The following is a 19,924-nucleotide window of genomic DNA, read 5'->3' on the forward strand; positions in this document are numbered from 1 at the left end:
AACACCAAGTACTTCTACGTATTTTTTAAAACCCATAAAAAACAAAAAAGCCTACTTAAAAAAGTTGAGCTTTTTAAAAATTATCTAAATTGACAAATTATCTAATTGGCAACTTGTTTAGCAGAATCTGATATTTCCTTCCCACAGGAACAATATCTCCATTAGACATGGTAAGATTTTTGGCAGTTACAGCAGAAATTTTAGTTGTATTTACAATATAAGATCGATGCACTTGGAGAAAGTGTGCACAATCAATTTCGGCACTTATGCTCGCAAGCGAACCGTAAATGACGATTGGAGATTTTAGTTTGCAATTGTACAATTTCATGTAATTACCCAAACTTTCAATGTATAAAATATCAGAAAGAGGCGTTTCAATTACTTGTCCGTTAGAGCGGTAAGAAAGCACTTTTTGGTCTGTGGTGTTTTCCTTTTTTAGGTTATTTCCCGAATGATACGTTTTGGCTTTTTCTATTGCTTTTGAGAATTTATCAAACGAAATAGGTTTCATTAAATAATCTATCGCATCGTTTTGATAAGCCGAAAGCGCAAAGTCAGAATAAGCCGTTGTCACAATTGTAATGGGGCGTTTGGGTTGCAGTTCCATCAATTCAACACCCGAAATTACAGGCATATTAATGTCGAGAAAAATAATATCGTATTGGTTTTCGTTGAGCAGTTTTATGGCTTCCATACCATTAAAAGCGCTTCCAGAATGTTCCAGTTCGTCAAATTTTGAGATGTGCGAAATCAAGGCTTTATGCGCCGGCGACTCGTCATCGATTATTAGACAGCGGTAGGTAAGTGCCATATACTCAATTTTACGATAAAGATATCTTTTTCTTTTTTACAGCTCAAATCGTGTTTTAGACGATATACTTCTAGACGTCTTTTTAGGTTTTCAATTCCAATTCCTGTGCTCGAAAGACGTGATCCCGAATCAAGATAGTTGTTTTTTAAAGTAAAAACAACGCTTCGGCAATTTACCTTCAAATCAAGATTGATAAAAGGTTCTGCAGTTTCGGCAGAAAACTTCACTGCATTTTCTACCAAAGGCAGAAAGAACAAAGGCGGAATCTCGATTTGGTCGTGAACACCTTCAATTTTTTGCGTTACAGCAAGTCTTTCGTTTCTAAACGTATAATATTCAATGTATTTTTTGATAAAGGCAATTTCTTCCTGCATTAAAACAAAATCTTTCTTAGAAGCTTCTATCTGATAACGCAGCAAATCTGAGAGATTCAGTATTCGATCTGGAACTTTTTCTGGTTCTAATAAAGCTTCTCCGTAAAGGTTATTCATAGCATTCAATAAAAAATGCGGATTCAATTGCTGTTTTAAAAACGAAAGTTCCGATTTGAAATTCATAATATCTTTATCTGCCTGACTCATTTTTTTGCTAATCACGATATGCAGGAAATAAAAAAAACAGCCGTTTATAATAAGCGATACAATCTGAAGCGTTTTTAGATTTCCTAATTGGACAAGCGGAAGGAACCAATTCATGAAGAAATAAAAACAAGTCCAATAAGCCGCAAGAAGCGTGAAAAAGATTTTAAACCTTTTATGAAATAAAAAAGGTTTGATGATGCAGATATTAAAAATCGTAATCCAGACAATGCACGGAAAATATCCCATGGCAATTTTACTGAGAATATAAGACCAACTATGTCCGTCGAGTCTTACTTCGTCATAAATACAGGCCAAAATAACTAAATAAACAAGCGTATTTACGATTAGGTTTCGTAGAAAAAAGTTCTGGTAGATTTTTGCAATTGTCATAGCGGCAAAAATAATACAATCATATAGTTTGTAGGTATTTATAAAGAAAAATTTATACCAACGCCATTCGTATAAATCATACGCCATTGGTATAAAATTGCTGTTAAAATAAGCACTTCTGCTTTATTTTTGAATTCGAATTTCTATACTCTTTTTAATAAAAATAAAAATGTACCAGTTTAAAGATTTAAAAGATGCCGATATGGTCGTGGAGATTTTTAAAACAAATGTTCAGAAAGAATCTGATCGGGATTATGTCATGACGGTTATGCAAAATCAGTTTCCAGATTATAAAATCAATTTTGATCTGGAAGATTGTGATAAAATTTTAAGGATTGAAGGTGTTGATTTGGAATACGATAATGTTGTAAATCATGTTTCTAGTTTAGGCTATACTTGCATAAGATTGGAATAATGTTTAAAAAAAATATATAAATCAGGTAAAAATACGCAGCTGTATTTTCTTTTTTTGTAAGTATTTTGTGTAATATTTTAATTTAAAATTAAACGCAGAAATGTTCGGTTTTATACTTTCAATTTTCCTTTTTCTTTTAGAACAGTTAACTTAATTACACTGTTTAACTTCTACAATAATTACAGCTTTTTCATTACGAAAAGGTTTGTGCTTTTTTGCATATTATTTTTCTAATTTTGTGCCATGAAAAAAGCGTTCCAACTCTTCGATTTTAGCCAGAAAGTCAATTACAAAAACGAAATTTTAGCAGGTTTGACTGTAGCAATGACTATGATTCCAGAATCGTTGTCGTTTGCTATTTTGGCTGGATTTCCGCCATTAGTTGGTCTGTATGCAGCTTTTATTGCCGGATTGGTTACGGCTATTTTTGGTGGAAGGCCTGGAATGATTTCGGGCGGAGCAGGAGCAACGGTAATTGTTTTGATCGCCTTGATGAAATCGCACGGAATAGAATATGTTTTTGCCGCTGTAGCTCTTGGTGGCATCGTTCAGATCTGTATTGGACTTTTTAAACTTGGGAAATTTATTAGATTAGTTCCGCAACCCGTAATGTTTGGTTTTGTAAACGGTTTGGCAGTTGTCATTTTTATGTCGCAGTTGGAACAGTTTAAAACGGTTATCAATGGACAGGTTTCTTGGCTTCAAGGAACGCCACTTTATATAATGTTGGGTTTGGTAGCTTTGACTATTGCGATTGTTTTGGTTTTTCCTAAAATAACAAAAACAGTTCCTGCATCTTTAGTAGCTATTATGGTTGTTTTTGCTTTGGTAATTATTTTTAATATCGAAACCAAAACAGTAGAAGATATCGCTTCGGTTCAAGGCGGATTTCCTCCGTTTCATATTCCGAATATTCCGTTTTCTTTAGAAACTTTAAAAGTGATATTTCCGTATTCGGTAATTGTTGCGGCTGTTGGTTTGACTGAAGGTTTGCTTACGCTGAATTTAGTTGATGAAATTACAGGAACTCGTGGAAACAGCAATAGAGAATGTATCGCACAAGGAAGCTCGAACATTTTAAACGGTTTTTTCTACGGAATGGGTGGCTGTCCGATGATTGCTCAAACGCTAATAAATCTTGGTGCAGGATCTAGAGCCAGACTTTCGGGAATTATTGCGGCTTTGACCATTTTAATTATCATACTTTTTGGAGCGCCTGTAATTGGTAAATTGCCAATGGCAGCTTTGGTAGGGGTTATGATGATGGTAGCTATTACCACTTTTGAATGGGCAAGTTTCAGAATTATTAATAAAATGCCACGACATGATATTTTTGTTGGAATTCTAGTGGCTTTAATTACAATTGTGTTGCATAATCTGGCTTTGGCAGTTTTAATAGGTGTAATTATTTCGGCTTTGGTTTTTGCTTGGGAAAGTGCCAAAAGAATTCGCGCTAGACATTATATCGATGAAAACGGAGTAAAGCATTACGAAATTTTTGGGCCATTATTTTTTGGTTCAACAACTGTATTTTTAGAAAAATTTGATATTCAGAACGATCCTGAGCATATTATAATTGATTTTAAAGAAAGCCGTGTTTCTGATATGTCGGCAATTGAAGCTTTGAATAATATTACTAAAAAGTACAGTCTGCTTAATAAAACAGTAGAACTACAGCATTTAAGTGCTGATTGCAGACAATTGCTGAAAAATGCTGATGCGGTTATTAAGGTGAATATTATTGAAGATCCGACTTATAAAGTCGTGTCTTAAGAATGAGATAATGTGTCAATTTGATAATTAGATAATGATATTGACAACGTGTATCTGTAGAGACGCACTGCAGTGCGTCTACGCAAAGTATATAAAACACAAACCCGACAGGTTTTTAAAATCTGTCGGGTTTGTTATGTTTATAGGCTTGTCAGACTGAGCGGAGTCGAAGTCCACGTGCCAATTGGAGCGCCCTTCGACTCCGCTCAGGGTGACAATCATCATCAAATTATCTAATTATCAAATTGCCACATTTATCTAATTTTAGCGTAGCGCATCCTCAACATCGCTCAGCTTTCCATCAATTTCCCCCACTTGCAAGCCTAAAATATGAGCAATCAAAGGATAAACGGAAACATTCTGAAACGTTTTTACTTTTTTATTGACTTTAAATGCAGGACCTTTTGCATAAAAAATAGCATGCATATCTTTTTCTTCGTTATCATAACCATGCGTTCCGCCATTTATATGTGTGCTTTCTTTGCTTACTAAACTCCAACCTTTATTGGCTTCAATAACAAAATCATGTACGCGCGGATTCGTTCCATAATGCAATCTTTTTGGAACCTCAGTCGATTTCCAGAATTTAATATGAGGCACTTTTTTCAAAGCATTGGCAATAGAATCTTGATAGCCAGGTTTTGCCTGCAAACTCATAATTGGGTTAATTACGTCTTTATAACCTAACCATTCTGGTTTTAAATAATCTAACACGGCTATTTTTTTGTCGTTGCTGATAGTCGCCATTCCGTGGTCTGAAACGATAATCAAATTGATTTGTTTCCCAATAGGCAGCTGATCTAATTTTCTAGATATTTCTCCCATAATAGAATCCATTTTTATGACCATTTTTTCAGTTTTTGGCGAAAGCGGACCAAAATTATGACCTGTATGATCAGGTTCGTCAAAATATAAAGTCACTAAATGAGGGCGCTGTTTTTCTGGAAGCTGTAGCCATTTCATAACCGTGTCGATTCTCGCTCCGTATGGAACTTTGCCATCATAATTTTTGAAATAGCTCGGATTTCTTTTGTCAATATCAGAACCTGGCCAAAAGAAAGAGGCTGTTTTTACGCCTTGTTCTTCAGCTAAATTCCAAATCGGATTTCCACCATAAAATCTTGAATCATTTTTTGCATTACTTGATAAAGAAAAAGACTGATTCAAAGAGGCATCATAAAAAACATTATTGATAATTCCGTGATGATCCGGATAAAGCCCTGTAACGATCGAATAGTGATTCGGGAAAGTTTTGCTTGGATAAGATGGTTTCATGGATTTGGCATGAACGCCTTCTTTTTCAATTTGTTTCAGATTCGGAAGATCATACATTTTGCCATAATCCCAACGAAATCCATCCATAGAAATTAAAACAACGTAATTGTCTTTGCTATTTTGGGCTTGTAAAAAGAATGAAAGTGAAAGAAAAACTAAAGATAGGAGTGAGGTAAAATGCTTTTTCATTTTTAATGTTATTGTGAAGTTGCAAAGGTATTGATAACAGATTTTTTAAAGAAAAAGAGAATGTTAAATAAAAAAAGGGTTGCCACTAATTGCACGAATTTCCACGAATTGTTTTTCTTTTTAGCCACAGATTACACAGATTAAAAGGATTTCTTTGTTAGGTACACTGAAATTTTTCACGCAGATTTTACAGATTTAAGCAGATTAATTTTTATAATCTAAAATCTGCATAAAATAAAAATCATTTTAATCTGTGTAATCTGTGGCAAATTAAAATATGCGCAAAAGATTGAAAAAACTAATTCGTGAAAATTAGTGCAATTAGTGGCAAACAAAAAAAAGCGCCAGATAAAAATCTAGCGCTTTTAATTTTTAAGAAGAGAACGAATTACATCATTCCTGGCATTCCGCCTCCCATTGGCATTCCGCCTCCGGCATTTTCTTCTTTAATATCAATTAATGCACATTCTGTAGTTAATATCATTCCAGAAACAGATGCAGCGTTTTCAAGAGCTACACGAGTTACTTTTTTAGGATCGATAATTCCAGCAGTTAGCATGTCTACATATTCGTCAGTTTTTGCGTTGTATCCAAAATCACCTTTTCCTTCAGAAACTTTAGCCACAACAACAGAGCCTTCAAGACCAGCGTTTTCAACGATAGTTCTTAATGGAGCTTCAACAGCGCGAGAAACGATTTGGATTCCAGTAGCCTCATCAGCGTTGTCAGCTTTTAAGTCAGCTAAAGCAAGTTTTGCTCTTAATAAAGCTACACCACCACCAGCAACGATTCCTTCTTCAACAGCAGCACGAGTTGCGTGTAAAGCGTCATCAACTCTGTCTTTTTTCTCTTTCATTTCAACTTCAGAAGCAGCACCAACATAAAGAACAGCAACACCTCCAGCTAATTTAGCCAAACGTTCTTGCAATTTTTCTTTATCGTAATCAGATGTAGTAGTTTCCATCTGACCTTTAATTTGGTTCACACGGTTTTTGATGATATCAGCTTCACCAGCACCGCTTACGATAGTTGTATTGTCTTTATCGATAGAAACTCTTTTTGCGTTTCCTAACATTTCGATAGTTGTATTTTCAAGAGTATAACCTCTTTCTTCAGAAATTACAGTTCCACCAGTTAAGATTGCGATATCTTCTAACATTGCTTTTCTTCTGTCTCCAAAACCTGGAGCTTTTACAGCAGCAATTTTAAGAGCACCTCTTAATTTGTTTACTACTAATGTAGAAAGAGCTTCTCCGTCAACATCTTCAGCAATAATCAATAAAGGTTTTCCTGATTGAGCAACTGGCTCCAAAACTGGAAGTAATTCTTTTAAAGAAGATACTTTTTTGTCGTATAATAAAATGTATGGAGAGTCTAGTTCCACTTCCATTTTCTCTGGGTTTGTTACAAAGTAAGGAGAAAGGTATCCTCTGTCAAACTGCATTCCTTCAACAACGTCAACGAAAGTATCAGTTCCTTTAGCTTCTTCAACAGTGATCACACCTTCTTTTCCAACTTTAGCGAAAGCTGTAGCGATTAATTCACCAATAACTTCATCATTGTTTGCAGAGATAGAAGCAATTTGCTGAATTTTATCAGAATCGCTTCCAACCACTTTAGCTTGTTTTGCTAAGTCAGCAACGATAGTTTCAACAGCTTTGTCGATACCACGTTTTAAATCCATTGGATTTGCTCCCGCAGCAACGTTTTTAAGACCTTCTTTTACGATAGCCTGAGCTAAAACTGTAGCAGTTGTAGTTCCGTCTCCAGCTAAATCATTGGTTTTAGAAGCAACTTCTTTCACCATTTGCGCACCCATATTTTCTAGTGCGTCTTTTAATTCGATTTCTTTTGCAACAGAAACACCATCTTTAGTAACAGTTGGTCCACCAAATGATTTTCCGATAATTACGTTACGACCTTTTGGTCCAAGAGTTACTTTTACAGCATTTGCTAATGCATCAACACCACGTTTTAAACCGTCACGTGCTTCAATATCAAATTTTATATCTTTTGCCATTTTAATTTTTTGTTTAAAGTTTGATTTGTTTCAAGTTAAATGAATTTCTTAATACTTCTTACTTAATACAATATTTTTTAGATGATCGCTAAGATGTCATCTTCGCGCATGATTAGATAATCAGTGCCTTCTAGTTTCAACTCGGTTCCTGCATATTTACCATAAAGAACAGTATCTCCAACTTTTACAGTCATTGTGTGATCTTTAGTTCCGTTTCCTACTGCAACTACAGTTCCTTTTTGTGGTTTCTCTTTGGCAGTATCTGGAATAAAAATACCTGAGGCAGTTTTAGTTTCAGCTGCAACAGGCTCAATAAGTACGCGGTCTGAAAGCGGTTTAATGTTTAAAGCCATGATTTTATATTATTATAAGTTATACGATTTTTTTCTGTTCTATAAACTTTCAGAAATTGTGCCATGCTAGAAAAACTGACATTATTTCTTAAAAAAAATGCCAGCTTTGACAGGCTGGCATTAGATTTTATATAGAGCTTCTATTATTTAGCTGGTGCTGGAGTTGCAGGAGCTGGTGTAGTTCCTTGCGCTGGAGCTGCTGGTGCGTTTGCAGGAGCTTCAGTTTTATCAATGATTTTAGATTCTGTATCGCTTAAAGATCCAGAGAAGCTTAAGCTAGAAAGTAAAATTAGCACAATTAAAACAGTAGCCAAAGTCCAAGTACTTTTATCTAAAAAGTCAGTTGTTTTTTGTACTCCACCTAACATTTGAGTTCCGCTGATAGTAGAGGACAATCCGCCTCCTTTAGGGTTTTGTACCATGATAACTACGATCAATAGAAAACAAACTATTGTGATTAAAACTAAAAAAATTGAAAATGTGCTCATTACTTAATTATTGTTATTGTTATTTTGTTGTAAAATCTTTATATCCGATATGCGGTCTGCAAAGAAAGTAATTTTTTCTGGATATTTCAAAATTAATATTTCATATGCTTGAATTGCTTTTGTATATTTCTTTTGTTCCAGATAAACTCTAGCCAAAGTCTCGGTCATTAGGTATGAATTGTCTTCTGGAGGGCTTTCAATTTGAACAATTGGAGCATTGTTTCCAGGTTTTATAGGAGAAATTTTTGGATTGTTTTCTATAAATTTATCGATAATTTCAGCCTTTTTCTGTCTTTCTTCTTCTAATCTTGCTTTCTCTTCAGCTTCTTTTTCCGCTCTTTCTTCTGGAGATAATTCGTTTGAACGGTCAATTGGTTCTGTACGAGATAATTGAAGCCATTCCTGAAATGAATGTTTTTCGCTAAGAGAAAAATCCAAAGGTTTGCCTATTTCTAAATGTTCCGCAGCTGTTTTTGCAGGTTCATTAGGCTCTTCTTCGATTATTTCTTCAATCGGCTCGTCGTTCTCTTCTTGAATTTCCTCCTCGTCTTTATCCTCAGATTGCAAAACTTCTAGAATCTCTTCTTTTGGTTCTTGAAGTGTTTTCGTTTCAGCTTCTTTTATTGATGAAAGAATAGATCGTTCAATAGAATTCATTTTAAATTCCGGAATGATCATTTCTTCGATAACGCTGTCATCTTCATCTTCTTCAACCGAATTTAAAACTGGCTCTTCTGCGATAGGTTCTGCTTTTATTTCTTCAACTTTTACAGATTGTTCAGCATTTACAGCTTCTGCTTCTTTAATTGAACTTAAAATAGAGTTTTCAATACGCTCATTTTTAGGTTCTTCAACCGCAATTATAGATTCAGATTCAGTTACAGAAGGCATTTCAGCAACTTTTATAGAACTTAAAATAGAATTTTCAACACGGTCAATTTTAGGTTCTTCCGTTATTATTGCTTCTTCTTCTGTTTCTTTTACTAAAATTTCAGTTTCTTCTTCTTTTTCAATATTTGAGATTGAATCTGTAGCATCAATTTTATTTTCTGTTTCGATTACCGGTTTTTCAAAACTAACTGAATGCGCTTCTTTAATAGCAAGGAAAATAGACGGATCTATTTCTGGAAGTTTTTTAGGCTCTTCTACTATTATTGGTTTCTCAAAAGTAACAGAATGTGCTTCTTTTATTGCCAAGAAAATAGAAGGGTCAATTTCAGGAACTTTTTTAGGTTCTTCAATAATTACAGGCTCTTCAGCTTTTATTGGTTCCTGCGTTTTTATTGGTTCTTCGATTTTTGTAACCGAGGGAGTTTCAATTGAAGAAATAGGTGCTTCTTTAATCGTTTCCGAGACAAACTGTTCTTCAATATCTGTTTTTATTTCGATAGCTTTCTGGATCTGTTCAGGTGAAATGATTTCACTGTCAAAAACAGTAATTTCAAGAAGATCTCTCAATTTTTGCTCGTAGAAATCATTCTGAATAGAAGTGAAAGCTTCCGAAGTAATAAAATCAAATAAAACAGAACGATCAGCAGTATGTGCCGCTGTTACTTTTAAAGCATAATTATACTTAAAACTGTTTTGATTGTAAAGTCCCTTTAATCGCAATGCGCGTGCACTTTGAAAATACGGAAATTCATTCAAAACACTGCCTAATGCATCCGCTTGCTTTTCTGTAATAGCATCGGGTTTGTTCATTAAGTAGGTATAATCGCTAACGTTCATTTATCTTTTGTTTAATCGTGTAATTGTTTAACCGTTTATTCGTTTTTGTTTGTTTTATCGATTAAACGATTAAACAAACAAGCAAAACTACCATTTTGCCAATGATTCATTAAAAATGTCCTGCGTAATTCTTTCAAAAATCGTCGTGATAGCTGAATTTAAAACTGATCCTGTCGGTAAGTCTCTTCCAGGGAAATCATAATAGAATTCGAAAGATTTCTCAAAATCATCTGTTTCTTTCTTTTTATTCATAAATCGTACATTGACACGAATAGATAAACGGTTTTGCGCTGCCTGCTGGTCTGCTGTTGCAGTCATCGGAGTGATTCGGTAATCTGTAATTTCTCCTTCATAAACCAAATCACCGCCATTACTTACAAGGTTTAAATTGGTTTGATTCATAATCAAATCCTGCAAAGCCAAAGTGAAAGTTCTATCGATTCCAGGTTCAATTAAATCGGCATTATTATGAAAGAAGTTAACTTGAAACGTTTTGGCATCGATTTTTCCTGTTCCCGTAAAATTATAAACAGAACAGCCACTCAACATAAAAAGGCTTAATAATGCGAAAAGAGAATATATTTTTTTCATAATGTGTATTAGTCAAATTCCAATATTTTGAAATTCCAAATTCCAAATTTCGTCAAATATAGTAATTTGGGATTTGGGATTTAAAAATTGAGATTTATTATAGGTCGAATTGCTTGATTTTGCGATATAAAGTTCTTTCAGAAATACCCAGTTCGTCTGCCGCAGCTTTACGTTTTCCTTTATTTTTTTCTAATGATTTTTTGATCATTTCGATTTCTTTTTGTTCCAAACGCAAAATTTCTTCTTCTTCGATCGTTTCGGCAAACAAGTAATTGTCATCCTGCATTTGATAATTATCTTCACGAACAGCAGGTGTTGTCATAACAGCGGTCCTTGGTTCTTCTTCAAAATCAATTTCGCTATCGTTTTGCTGGTTACCGTATATTTTCTGAATCAGATTCGGATTAATATCCTGTACTTTAGAAGTGCCATTTTTCATCAACTCTAAAGTCAGTTTTTTCAAATCGTTCAAATCACTTCTCATATCAAAAAGCACTTTGTACAATATATCTCTTTCGGTGCTAAAGTCACTTTCTTTTTTGCTGTCACTAATAACTGAAGGCAAATTACTTCCTTCAGCTGGCAAGTAAGATTGTAAAGTAGCAAGACTGATATCACGATTGGTTTCTAAAACAGAAATCTGCTCAGCCACATTTCGAAGCTGACGAATATTTCCGCTCCATCTGAATTTTTGCAAAAGCTGAACAGCATCGTCATCTAGTCTTAAAGGCGGCATTTTGTATTTATGAGCAAAATCGGCCACAAACTTTCTGAACAACAAATGAATGTCTTCGTTTCTTTCGCGTAAAGGTGGTAAAGTAATTTCGACTGTACTTAAACGATAGTACAAGTCTTCACGGAATTTTCCTTTTTCGATTGCATTGAATAAATTCACATTTGTCGCAGCAACGATACGAACATTTGTTTTCTGAACCTGAGACGAACCTACTTTTATAAATTCACCATTTTCCAAAACACGAAGCAATCTTACTTGAGTGGTTAGTGGTAATTCTCCAACTTCATCTAAGAAGATTGTTCCGCCATCGGCTACTTCAAAATAACCTTCACGAGTGCTTGTAGCACCGGTAAAAGCTCCTTTTTCGTGACCGAAAAGTTCACTGTCAATTGTTCCTTCCGGAATTGCACCGCAGTTTACGGCAATATATTTACCATGCTTTCTGTGCGAAAGCGAATGTATAATTCTAGGAATATTTTCTTTACCAACACCACTTTCCCCAGTTACCATAACCGAAATATCAGTTGGAGCAACCTGAATGGCTTTTTCGATAGCACGATTTAATTTTGGGTCATTTCCAATAATCTCAAATCGCTGTTTTATTGCTTGAACTGTTTCCATTTGATTTTTGTTTCAAGTTTTTACACTTTGGCTTATATTTTTTCTTTTGCCACAGATTAAAGTGATTAACACAGATTTCCTAAATTATAAAATATATCTTTTATATTGAAGAGATTTTGTTTGAAAATTTACAAGCAAGCCTACTTCTGAATCTGATAGTTTTATGTAATTTAAAATCTGGGCGATATGTTCACTTGAAAATTCTTTAATTGCTTTTACTTCTAAAATTACGTCTTCATTAATTACAAAATCAGAATAAAATTTATGAGCTAAGACTTTTCCTTTGTATTCAATTGAATATTCCTTTTCTCTTTCAAAAGGAATATTATTTTCTTTAAATTCTACTTCTAAAGCATCTTTGTAAACCACTTCTAATAAACCTGGACCTAGATTTCGGTGCACTTCCATGCAAATCCCAATAATCTTGTAAGTTTCTTTTTCTTTATAATGTTGCATCAATATTTTATTTTACCACAAATCTAAAACAAATAAAGTAAGAAAAATAATTCAAAAAAAATCATTTTAATCCTTTTAATCTGTGGCAAAAAAAAATTAATTCATACTACTAAGCCCAACAGCTTCGCCTTTCAAAGTTCCGCTGGTACAGCTTGTGATTTTTACGTTTACGAAATCTCCAATTTTGTAATTTTCTTTTGGGAAAACTACTGTAATGCTTTGAGAATTTCTTCCTGAAAATTCGTCTTTCGATTTTTTAGAAACTTTTTCAACTAAAACTTCTACTGTTTTTCCAACAAACTCTTCGCTTCTAAACCAAGCGTGTTTTTGCTGTAAATCGACAATTTCTTGCAATCTTCTGGCTTTGGTCTCTTCTTCAACATCATCCTTCATTTTTCTTCCAGCCAAAGTTCCAGGACGTTCAGAATACGAATACATATAACCGAAATTATATTTTACATATTCCATTAAACTCAAAGTATCTTGATGGTCTTCTTCAGTTTCTGTTGGGAAACCGGCAATCATATCCTGCGAAATCGAAGCATCTGGAACAATGGCTCTAATTTTATCAATCAACGCCATGTATTCTTCGCGAGAATGCAAACGATTCATTTCTTTTAGAATTCTGTTACTTCCAGACTGAACTGGCAAGTGAATGTGTTTACAGATATTTGGGTATTTTGCAATAACATGCAAAATGCTTTCGTGCATATCCTGCGGATTTGAAGTCGAAAATCGAATACGCATTTTAGGGAAGCCAGCGGCAACCATTTCTAATAATTGATCGAAATCTACTGCAGTTGCTTTTTGCATTTCAGAAGCATTTATAAAATCTTTTTTCAATCCGCCGCCGTACCAAAGATAACTGTCAACGTTTTGTCCTAAAAGTGTAACTTCTTTATAGCCATTATTCCACAGATCCTGAATTTCGTTCATAATACTTTGCGGTTCACGACTTCTTTCGCGACCACGTGTAAAAGGCACAACGCAGAAAGTGCACATATTATCGCAACCGCGAGTAATCGAAACCAAAGCAGTGATTCCGTTGCTCATTAAACGAACAGGCGAAATATCTCCGTAAGTTTCTTCTTTTGATAAAATTACATTAATGGCGTCACGGCCTTCTTCAACTTCAGCCAATAAATTCGGAAGATCTTTGTAAGCATCAGGACCAACAACAAGATCAACTATTTTCTCTTCTTCCAAAAACTGACTTTTCAAACGCTCTGCCATACAGCCCAAAACACCCACTTTCATTTTCGGATTCGTACGTTTTACAGCATTGTATTTTTCTAGACGTTTACGAATAGTCTGTTCGGCTTTGTCGCGAATAGAACAAGTATTCACCAAAACCAAATCGGCTTCTTCAAGAACTGAAGTTGTATTATATCCTCCGTCAGACAAAATGGAAGCTACGACTTCACTGTCCGAAAAATTCATCGCACAGCCGTAACTCTCTATAAAAAGTTTTTTAGTATTCTCAGGTTTATTTTCCAAAACAAGACTTTCGCCCTGTTTGCTTTCTTCAATAATCTTTTCCATTGTAAAAATTCAAAGTGCAAAGATAGCGTAATTGAAACGAATATGACAAGATGTCAGATAAAGAATTAACAATGTTTTGAGAAATGTTCAGAGCCAGTGTTTTTGTGTGCTTTTAATGATAATTTGAAGCTTTTTCCAGCTTTCCACTCCATCCGATAGCTATCGGGACATAAAAAAAACAAAGTTTCTAATGTTATAAAAAGAGCTTCCGTTGGTCGCTTTTTTAAAACAAGAAACGTTTGCTTTTTTTACTCCGGGCTTTTCATTACAATCTGGGCTAGGAAATTCGATTTCAAAAGAAAACTTAACTAAAGTAAGTTGTAAATTGAATTTTAGATTTTAAGAAATGTTTTTTACAATTTAAAATTTTAGCTCTGAAATCTAAAATTAAAAGGGATTTCTTGGTTAAAAATCACTAAAAGTTATACCTATATATATTATCGAGATTATTACAGATAAATCTGCAATTTTAAGTTTCATAATATCAAAATACCTCAAAAATGCATTCGTAAGGTTAATATTTAAAAAAAATAAATACTTTTGTTGCAGAAAAATAGAGCAATGGCAAAGAATTTAGTAATAGTGGAGTCACCTGCAAAGGCGAAAACGATCGAGAAATTTCTCGGAAGCGACTTTCAGGTTGAGTCTAGTTATGGTCACATAGCAGACTTACCATCAAAGGAAATAGGAGTAGATGTAGAAAATGGTTTTAAACCAAAATATGAAGTTTCTCCCGATAAAAAAGCCTTGGTAACGAAACTAAAATCACTTTCTAAGAATGCCGAAACGGTTTGGTTGGCATCCGATGAGGACCGCGAGGGAGAGGCTATTTCATGGCACTTGGCGGAAGAATTAAAACTGGATACAAAAAAAACAAAACGTATTGTTTTTCACGAGATTACAAAATCAGCGATTCTTAAAGCAATCGACAATCCAAGAGAAATTGATTATAATTTAGTAAATGCGCAACAAGCGCGTCGTGTTCTAGATCGTTTAGTAGGTTATGAATTGTCTCCAGTTTTATGGAGAAAAATCAAAGGCGGACTTTCAGCAGGTCGTGTACAGTCGGTTTCTGTACGTCTGATTGTGGAGAGAGAACGTGAAATTCAAAGTTTTAATGCAGTTGCAACTTATTCAATTGTTGCAGAATTTGTAAACGAAGCAGGAAAAGCTTTTAAAGCAAAACTGCCAAAAAACTTTAATACTAAAAAAGAAGCCGAAGATTTCTTAAATCAAAATATCGGTTCTAAATATAAGGTAGCCGATTTAGAAACTAAACCTACCAAAAAATCTCCAACAGCACCTTTTACAACTTCTACGTTACAGCAGGAAGCAGCAAGAAAATTATACTTGCCAGTTGGAATCACCATGCAGTTAGCGCAGCGTCTTTACGAAGCGGGACTTATTACTTATATGAGAACCGACTCGGTGAACCTTTCTAAAGAAGCAATGGACGCAGCACAAGCAGAAATTATTAAATCTTACGGAAAAGAATTCTCTAAGCCGAGGGTTTTTGCTAATAAAAATAAAGGAGCTCAGGAAGCGCACGAAGCAATTCGTCCAACAGATATGTCTCGTCATACAGTAAATATTGACCGTGACCAAGCCCGTTTATACGATTTGATCTGGAAAAGAACTTTGGCTTCGCAAATGAGCGATGCGCAGTTGGAGAGAACAAACGTAAAAATTGAGGCAGATAATCATGATGAAATTTTTACAGCTTCTGGAGAAGTATTGCTTTTTGAAGGTTTCTTAAAAGTGTACTTAGAAGGGCATGATGATGACGAGGAAGAGCAAGAAGGTATGCTTCCAGCTTTAAAGGTGAACGAAAAACTGGCTAATAACTATATTACAGCCACAGAACGATATTCAAGACCACCTGCACGTTACACAGAGGCTTCTTTGGTTAAAAAACTGGAAGAACTTGGAATTGGTCGTCCTTCGACTTACGCGCCAACAATTTCTACAATTATCAATAGAAATTATGTTGAAAAAGGAACTCTTGAAGGTGTAGAACGTAATTATACACAGCTTACTTTGCAAAACAGTAAAGTTGGTGAAAAAGTGTTGAAAGAAAATACAGGTTCTGATAAAGGGAAATTAGTTCCAACCGATATCGGAACTATCGTTACAGATTTCTTAGTAAAGAATTTCGGAAACATTCTAGATTATAATTTCACTGCAAAAGTAGAACAAGATTTTGACGAAATTGCCGAAGGAAATATTGACTGGGCAAAAATGATGCAGGATTTCTACAATCAGTTTCACCCAAATGTAAAAGAAGTTGAAGCAAATGCGGAACGTGAAAGTGGTGAAAGAATCTTAGGAAAAGATGCTGATGGAAGGCAAGTTTCTGTTCGTTTAGGAAAATTTGGGCCAATGGCACAGATTGGAGAAGCAGATGATGAAGATAAAAAGTTTGCCAGCTTAATGGCGGATCAAAATATTGGAAACATTACACTTGAAGAAGCTTTGAATTTATTCTTGCTTCCAAAAAGTTTAGGTGAATATAAAGGAGAAGAAGTTGAAGTGAATAATGGACGTTACGGACCTTACGTACGTCACGGAAGCGTTTTTATTTCATTGCCAAAAGGAGAAGATCCGCTTAATGTTTCTAAAGAAAGAGCTCAAGAATTAATTGACGAAAAAGCACTTGCTGATGCGCCAATTGCAGTTTATAAAGGAGAAGCTGTTCAAAAAGGAGTGGGACGTTTTGGACCATTCATTAAATGGAACGGACTTTTTGTAAACGTAAACAAAAAATACAATTTTGATAATCTTTCTCAAGCTGATGTTGAAGAATTGATTGAAGAAAAACTTCAGAAAAACATCGACAAGGTTATTCATAACTGGGAAGATGAAGGAATTGTAGTAGAAAAAGCTCGTTGGGGACGTTCTGTGATTCTTAAGGGAAAAATCAAAATTGAATTAAGCAAAGATGTTGATGCAACAAAATTAACATTAGCACAAGTTCAAGAAATGATTGCTGCTAAAGCGCCTGCTAAAAAAGCGCCTGCAAAGAAAACTGTAGCTAAAACAACAACGGCTAAAAAAGCTCCAGCTAAAAAAACAGCTGCTAAAAAGAAATAAGTATATAAATGGAATTTGATTTTCTAGAACCAGTTAATGATGGAATTGTAAGATTCGTCGGAGGACTGTCTTCACAAGAGCTTGGAAGTAAAGTTGTTTTTCATACCCAAGATCAGTTTCCTGATATTGCACAAATTAGCATTGCTATAATTGGTGTATTGGAAGACCGTACAAATATCAATATGATTAACGAAGTTAATCTTTCTTCTGTACGTAAAAAGCTTTACAGTATGTTTCCAGGTAATTGGGATGCGTCAATTGCAGATTTAGGAGATATACTTGCAGGCGATTCTGTTGAGGATACTTATTTTGCATTAAAGAAAGTTACCTCTGCATTAATCAAGAATAAAGTCATACCTATAGTCCTAGGAGGTTCTCAGGATTTGACCTATGCTTTGTATCGTGCTTATGATGACTTGGAGCAGATGGTAAACTTGGTTGCAGTTGATAATAAATTCGATTTTGGTAAAGAAAATGAATCAGTTTCAGCTAATTCATACTTAACAAAAATTATTATTGATGAGCCAAATAACCTTTTCAACTATTGTAATATAGGATATCAAACTTATTATAATTCGCAAGAAGAAATCGATTTGATCGAGAAGCTGTTTTTTGACGCTTATCGTTTGGGTGAAATTTCAAATAAAATTACATTGGCTGAGCCAGTTTTTAGAGATGCAGACTTGGTTAGTATAGATTTGAATTCTGTAAAGTCTTCTGCTTCAGCAAACATGGTTACTTTTGAGCCAAACGGATTTAATGGAAAAGAAATTTGTGCTTTGGCTAGATATGCTGGTATCAGTGATAAAGTTTCTGCTTTTGGAGTATTTAATCATAATAGCACATTGGCTGAATCGGTTATTATTGCTCAGATTGTATGGTATTTTATCGAAGGATATCACTACCGTTCAAAAGAATATCCATTTGGAAGCAGAGCAAACTATTTAAAATATATCGTGCCGTTGGATGATGAAGAACTGATCTTCTATAAAAGTGATAAGACAGACCGTTGGTGGATAGAAATTCCATATGAATCAAATGGCAGCAATAAATTGAAAAGAAATACGTTATTACCATGTTCTTACGACGAATATTTGTCGGCTTGCAATCAAGAATTGCCAGAAAGATGGTGGAAAGCGCAACGAAAAAACGCTTTATAGATCAAAAATTTAAGTGAATTCTTAGGTTTTTAAAACGTGTAAAAAAACGTTAAAATTAATTAGTAAGAAAATACATATATAACATAAAAATTAACGTTTTACATCGATTTTTTGTAGCAGTTTATCGATAAAATATTTTTTTTTTATTTTATTTAACATTATTTTTGAACGGTAAAATAAATTCGCAAGTAGTATTGTTTTTTAGATAAATAATAAATACGTTTACGGACTTTTAATAATGAATAGATAATCCCAAATTTATATGAAGAAGTTTATTGCATTTGCAGCAATGTTAACACTAGTAATCGGCTGTGGTAAGTCTGGTGACAAAGGTGAATTAGTCGGTGTTACAGGAGGGAAATGGCATCCCGAGAAGCCTTATGGAATGACATTAGTTCCGGGTGGATCTTTTATTATGGGTAAATCAGATGCTGATTTAGCTAACGTAGAAGATGCTCCAACTAAAACTGTAACTGTTCGTTCATTTTACATGGATGAAACTGAGATTACAAATAGTGAGTATCGTCAATTTGTGGAGTGGGTAAAAGACTCTACAATGAGAGTTCGTTTAGCAATCTTAGCAGACGAAACTGGGCAAAAAGCTACTGATGGAAAAGGTAAAAAAGGCGGAAGCATTGCTGACTACGCTTTTAATGATTCTGATCCAGAAAAAATGACAGCTTATGACAAATACATGTACGACAACTACTACAGTGTTGGTACAAAAGATGATCCATATGCTGGAAGAAAATTAAACAGAAAAGTTAAGTTGATTAAAGATACAAAAGCATATCCAGACGAATATTACGCTGAAGTAATGGATTCTATGTATTTGCCAATTGAAGAATCATATAATGGTTTAAGAACAATTGATGTAAATAAATTGAAATTCCGTTATTCTTGGATGGATATTCAAGCTGCTGCAAAAGCAAAAGTTGGAAAAAGAAGTGACTTCGTAAAAACTGAGCAGGTAAATGTTTATCCTGATACTGCAGTTTGGATTAAAGATTTCGCTTATTCATATAATGAGCCAATGCACAATGATTACTTCTGGCACAAGGCTTATGGAGATTATCCAGTAGTGGGTGTTACTTGGAAGCAAGCTAAAGCATTCTGCGCTTGGAGAACTTTAAACAAAAACAGCTACATTAAATCTAAGAAAAAAGGACGTGACTTAGTAAATGCTTTCAGATTACCAACTGAGGCAGAATGGGAGTATGCTGCTAGAGGTGGTCTGGAGTCTGCAACTTATCCATGGGGAGGTCCTTATACTAAGAGTGATAGAGGTTGTTTCTTAGCAAACTTCAAACCAAGTAGAGGAGATTACGCTGCTGATGAAGCACTTTACACAGTTGAAGCTAAATCATACGATGTAAATGGTTATGGATTATACAACATGGCAGGAAACGTTTCTGAATGGACAGATTCAGCTTATAATCCAAACGCTTACGAATACGTATCAACAATGAATCCAAACGTTATCGATGGTAAAAACCAAAGAAAAGTTGTTCGTGGAGGTTCTTGGAAAGACGTTGCTTATTTCCTACAGGTAAGTACTCGTGACCACGAATATGCTGATTCAGCTAGAAGTTACATCGGATTCAGAACTGTACAAGATTACATGGGTACTCAAGTTACAGGAAACAGAAAAAAGTAAATTTAAATTAATTCAATATCCAACAAATCTATTTTAAACCTAAAAAAA

16 protein-coding genes are annotated in these 19,924 nt (G+C 34.6%); 5 read left to right on the forward strand and 11 right to left on the reverse strand.

From position 1 onward, the window contains the following. Window positions 1-97: 97 nt before the first annotated feature. On the reverse strand, window positions 98-811 hold the full coding sequence (locus tag DMB71_RS07860; RefSeq protein ID WP_111365076.1) for a LytR/AlgR family response regulator transcription factor: 714 nt from the start codon (window positions 809-811) through the stop codon (window positions 98-100). Next, the gene (locus DMB71_RS07865; protein ID WP_111365077.1) at window positions 787-1,869 is read right to left on the reverse strand and encodes a sensor histidine kinase; all 1,083 of its coding nucleotides are present in this window, start codon (window positions 1,867-1,869) and stop codon (window positions 787-789) included. The genes DMB71_RS07860 and DMB71_RS07865 overlap by 25 nt, the downstream gene beginning before the upstream one ends. 82 nt (window positions 1,870-1,951) lie before the next feature. Between DMB71_RS07865 and DMB71_RS07870 the strand changes: the two genes are divergently transcribed. Continuing rightward, on the forward strand, window positions 1,952-2,197 hold the full coding sequence (locus DMB71_RS07870) for a hypothetical protein (RefSeq protein ID WP_239452946.1): 246 nt from the start codon (window positions 1,952-1,954) through the stop codon (window positions 2,195-2,197). A gap of 243 nt (window positions 2,198-2,440) precedes the next feature. Next, window positions 2,441-3,970, forward strand: coding sequence for a SulP family inorganic anion transporter (locus DMB71_RS07875; RefSeq protein ID WP_111365079.1), 1,530 nt, complete (start codon window positions 2,441-2,443; stop codon window positions 3,968-3,970). A 264-nt stretch (window positions 3,971-4,234) separates the two neighbouring features. Here DMB71_RS07875 and DMB71_RS07880 read toward each other — a convergent pair whose 3' ends face one another. The 9 genes from DMB71_RS07880 to miaB form a co-directional block, all read right to left on the reverse strand. Next, window positions 4,235-5,434 carry an alkaline phosphatase family protein gene (locus tag DMB71_RS07880; protein ID WP_111365081.1) on the reverse strand — a complete coding sequence of 400 codons (1,200 nt, stop codon included), beginning with the start codon at window positions 5,432-5,434 and terminating at the stop codon, window positions 4,235-4,237. 388 nt (window positions 5,435-5,822) lie between these two features. Continuing rightward, window positions 5,823-7,454, reverse strand: a complete 1,632-nt coding sequence (gene groL / locus DMB71_RS07885; RefSeq protein WP_111365082.1) for a chaperonin GroEL — start codon at window positions 7,452-7,454, stop codon at window positions 5,823-5,825. Between the two features lie 77 nt (window positions 7,455-7,531). Further along, window positions 7,532-7,807, reverse strand: coding sequence for a co-chaperone GroES (locus DMB71_RS07890; protein WP_008467105.1), 276 nt, complete (start codon window positions 7,805-7,807; stop codon window positions 7,532-7,534). A 143-nt stretch (window positions 7,808-7,950) separates the two neighbouring features. Beyond that, window positions 7,951-8,295 (reverse strand): preprotein translocase subunit SecG, encoded by a 345-nt coding sequence (secG, locus tag DMB71_RS07895; protein ID WP_111365084.1) that lies wholly within the window; start codon window positions 8,293-8,295, stop codon window positions 7,951-7,953. 3 nt (window positions 8,296-8,298) lie between these two features. After that, window positions 8,299-10,023 carry a tetratricopeptide repeat protein gene (locus DMB71_RS07900; protein ID WP_111365085.1) on the reverse strand — a complete coding sequence of 575 codons (1,725 nt, stop codon included), beginning with the start codon at window positions 10,021-10,023 and terminating at the stop codon, window positions 8,299-8,301. 87 nt (window positions 10,024-10,110) lie between these two features. After that, window positions 10,111-10,614, reverse strand: a complete 504-nt coding sequence (locus DMB71_RS07905; RefSeq protein ID WP_111365087.1) for an LptE family protein — start codon at window positions 10,612-10,614, stop codon at window positions 10,111-10,113. A gap of 97 nt (window positions 10,615-10,711) precedes the next feature. Further along, the gene (locus DMB71_RS07910; RefSeq protein ID WP_111365088.1) at window positions 10,712-11,971 is read right to left on the reverse strand and encodes a sigma-54 interaction domain-containing protein; all 1,260 of its coding nucleotides are present in this window, start codon (window positions 11,969-11,971) and stop codon (window positions 10,712-10,714) included. 84 nt (window positions 11,972-12,055) lie between these two features. Continuing rightward, window positions 12,056-12,427 carry a GxxExxY protein gene (locus DMB71_RS07915; protein WP_111365090.1) on the reverse strand — a complete coding sequence of 124 codons (372 nt, stop codon included), beginning with the start codon at window positions 12,425-12,427 and terminating at the stop codon, window positions 12,056-12,058. 96 nt (window positions 12,428-12,523) lie between these two features. Next, entirely contained in the window at window positions 12,524-13,969 is a 1,446-nt protein-coding gene (gene miaB, locus DMB71_RS07920) for a tRNA (N6-isopentenyl adenosine(37)-C2)-methylthiotransferase MiaB (RefSeq protein ID WP_111365091.1), read from the reverse strand. Window positions 13,970-14,530: 561 nt separating this feature from the next. Between miaB and topA the strand changes: the two genes are divergently transcribed. The 3 genes from topA (at window position 14,531) to porK (ending at window position 19,876) form a co-directional block, all read left to right on the forward strand. Then, window positions 14,531-17,059 (forward strand): type I DNA topoisomerase, encoded by a 2,529-nt coding sequence (topA, locus tag DMB71_RS07925; protein WP_111365093.1) that lies wholly within the window; start codon window positions 14,531-14,533, stop codon window positions 17,057-17,059. Window positions 17,060-17,067: 8 nt separating this feature from the next. After that, window positions 17,068-18,219 (forward strand): formimidoylglutamase, encoded by a 1,152-nt coding sequence (locus DMB71_RS07930; protein WP_111365094.1) that lies wholly within the window; start codon window positions 17,068-17,070, stop codon window positions 18,217-18,219. 262 nt (window positions 18,220-18,481) lie between these two features. Continuing rightward, window positions 18,482-19,876 carry a T9SS ring complex lipoprotein PorK/GldK gene (gene porK / locus DMB71_RS07935; RefSeq protein ID WP_008467094.1) on the forward strand — a complete coding sequence of 465 codons (1,395 nt, stop codon included), beginning with the start codon at window positions 18,482-18,484 and terminating at the stop codon, window positions 19,874-19,876. Window positions 19,877-19,924 lie beyond the last annotated feature (48 nt).

Source organism: Flavobacterium tistrianum (assembly GCF_003254545.1).
GTDB classification, from domain to species: domain Bacteria; phylum Bacteroidota; class Bacteroidia; order Flavobacteriales; family Flavobacteriaceae; genus Flavobacterium; species Flavobacterium tistrianum.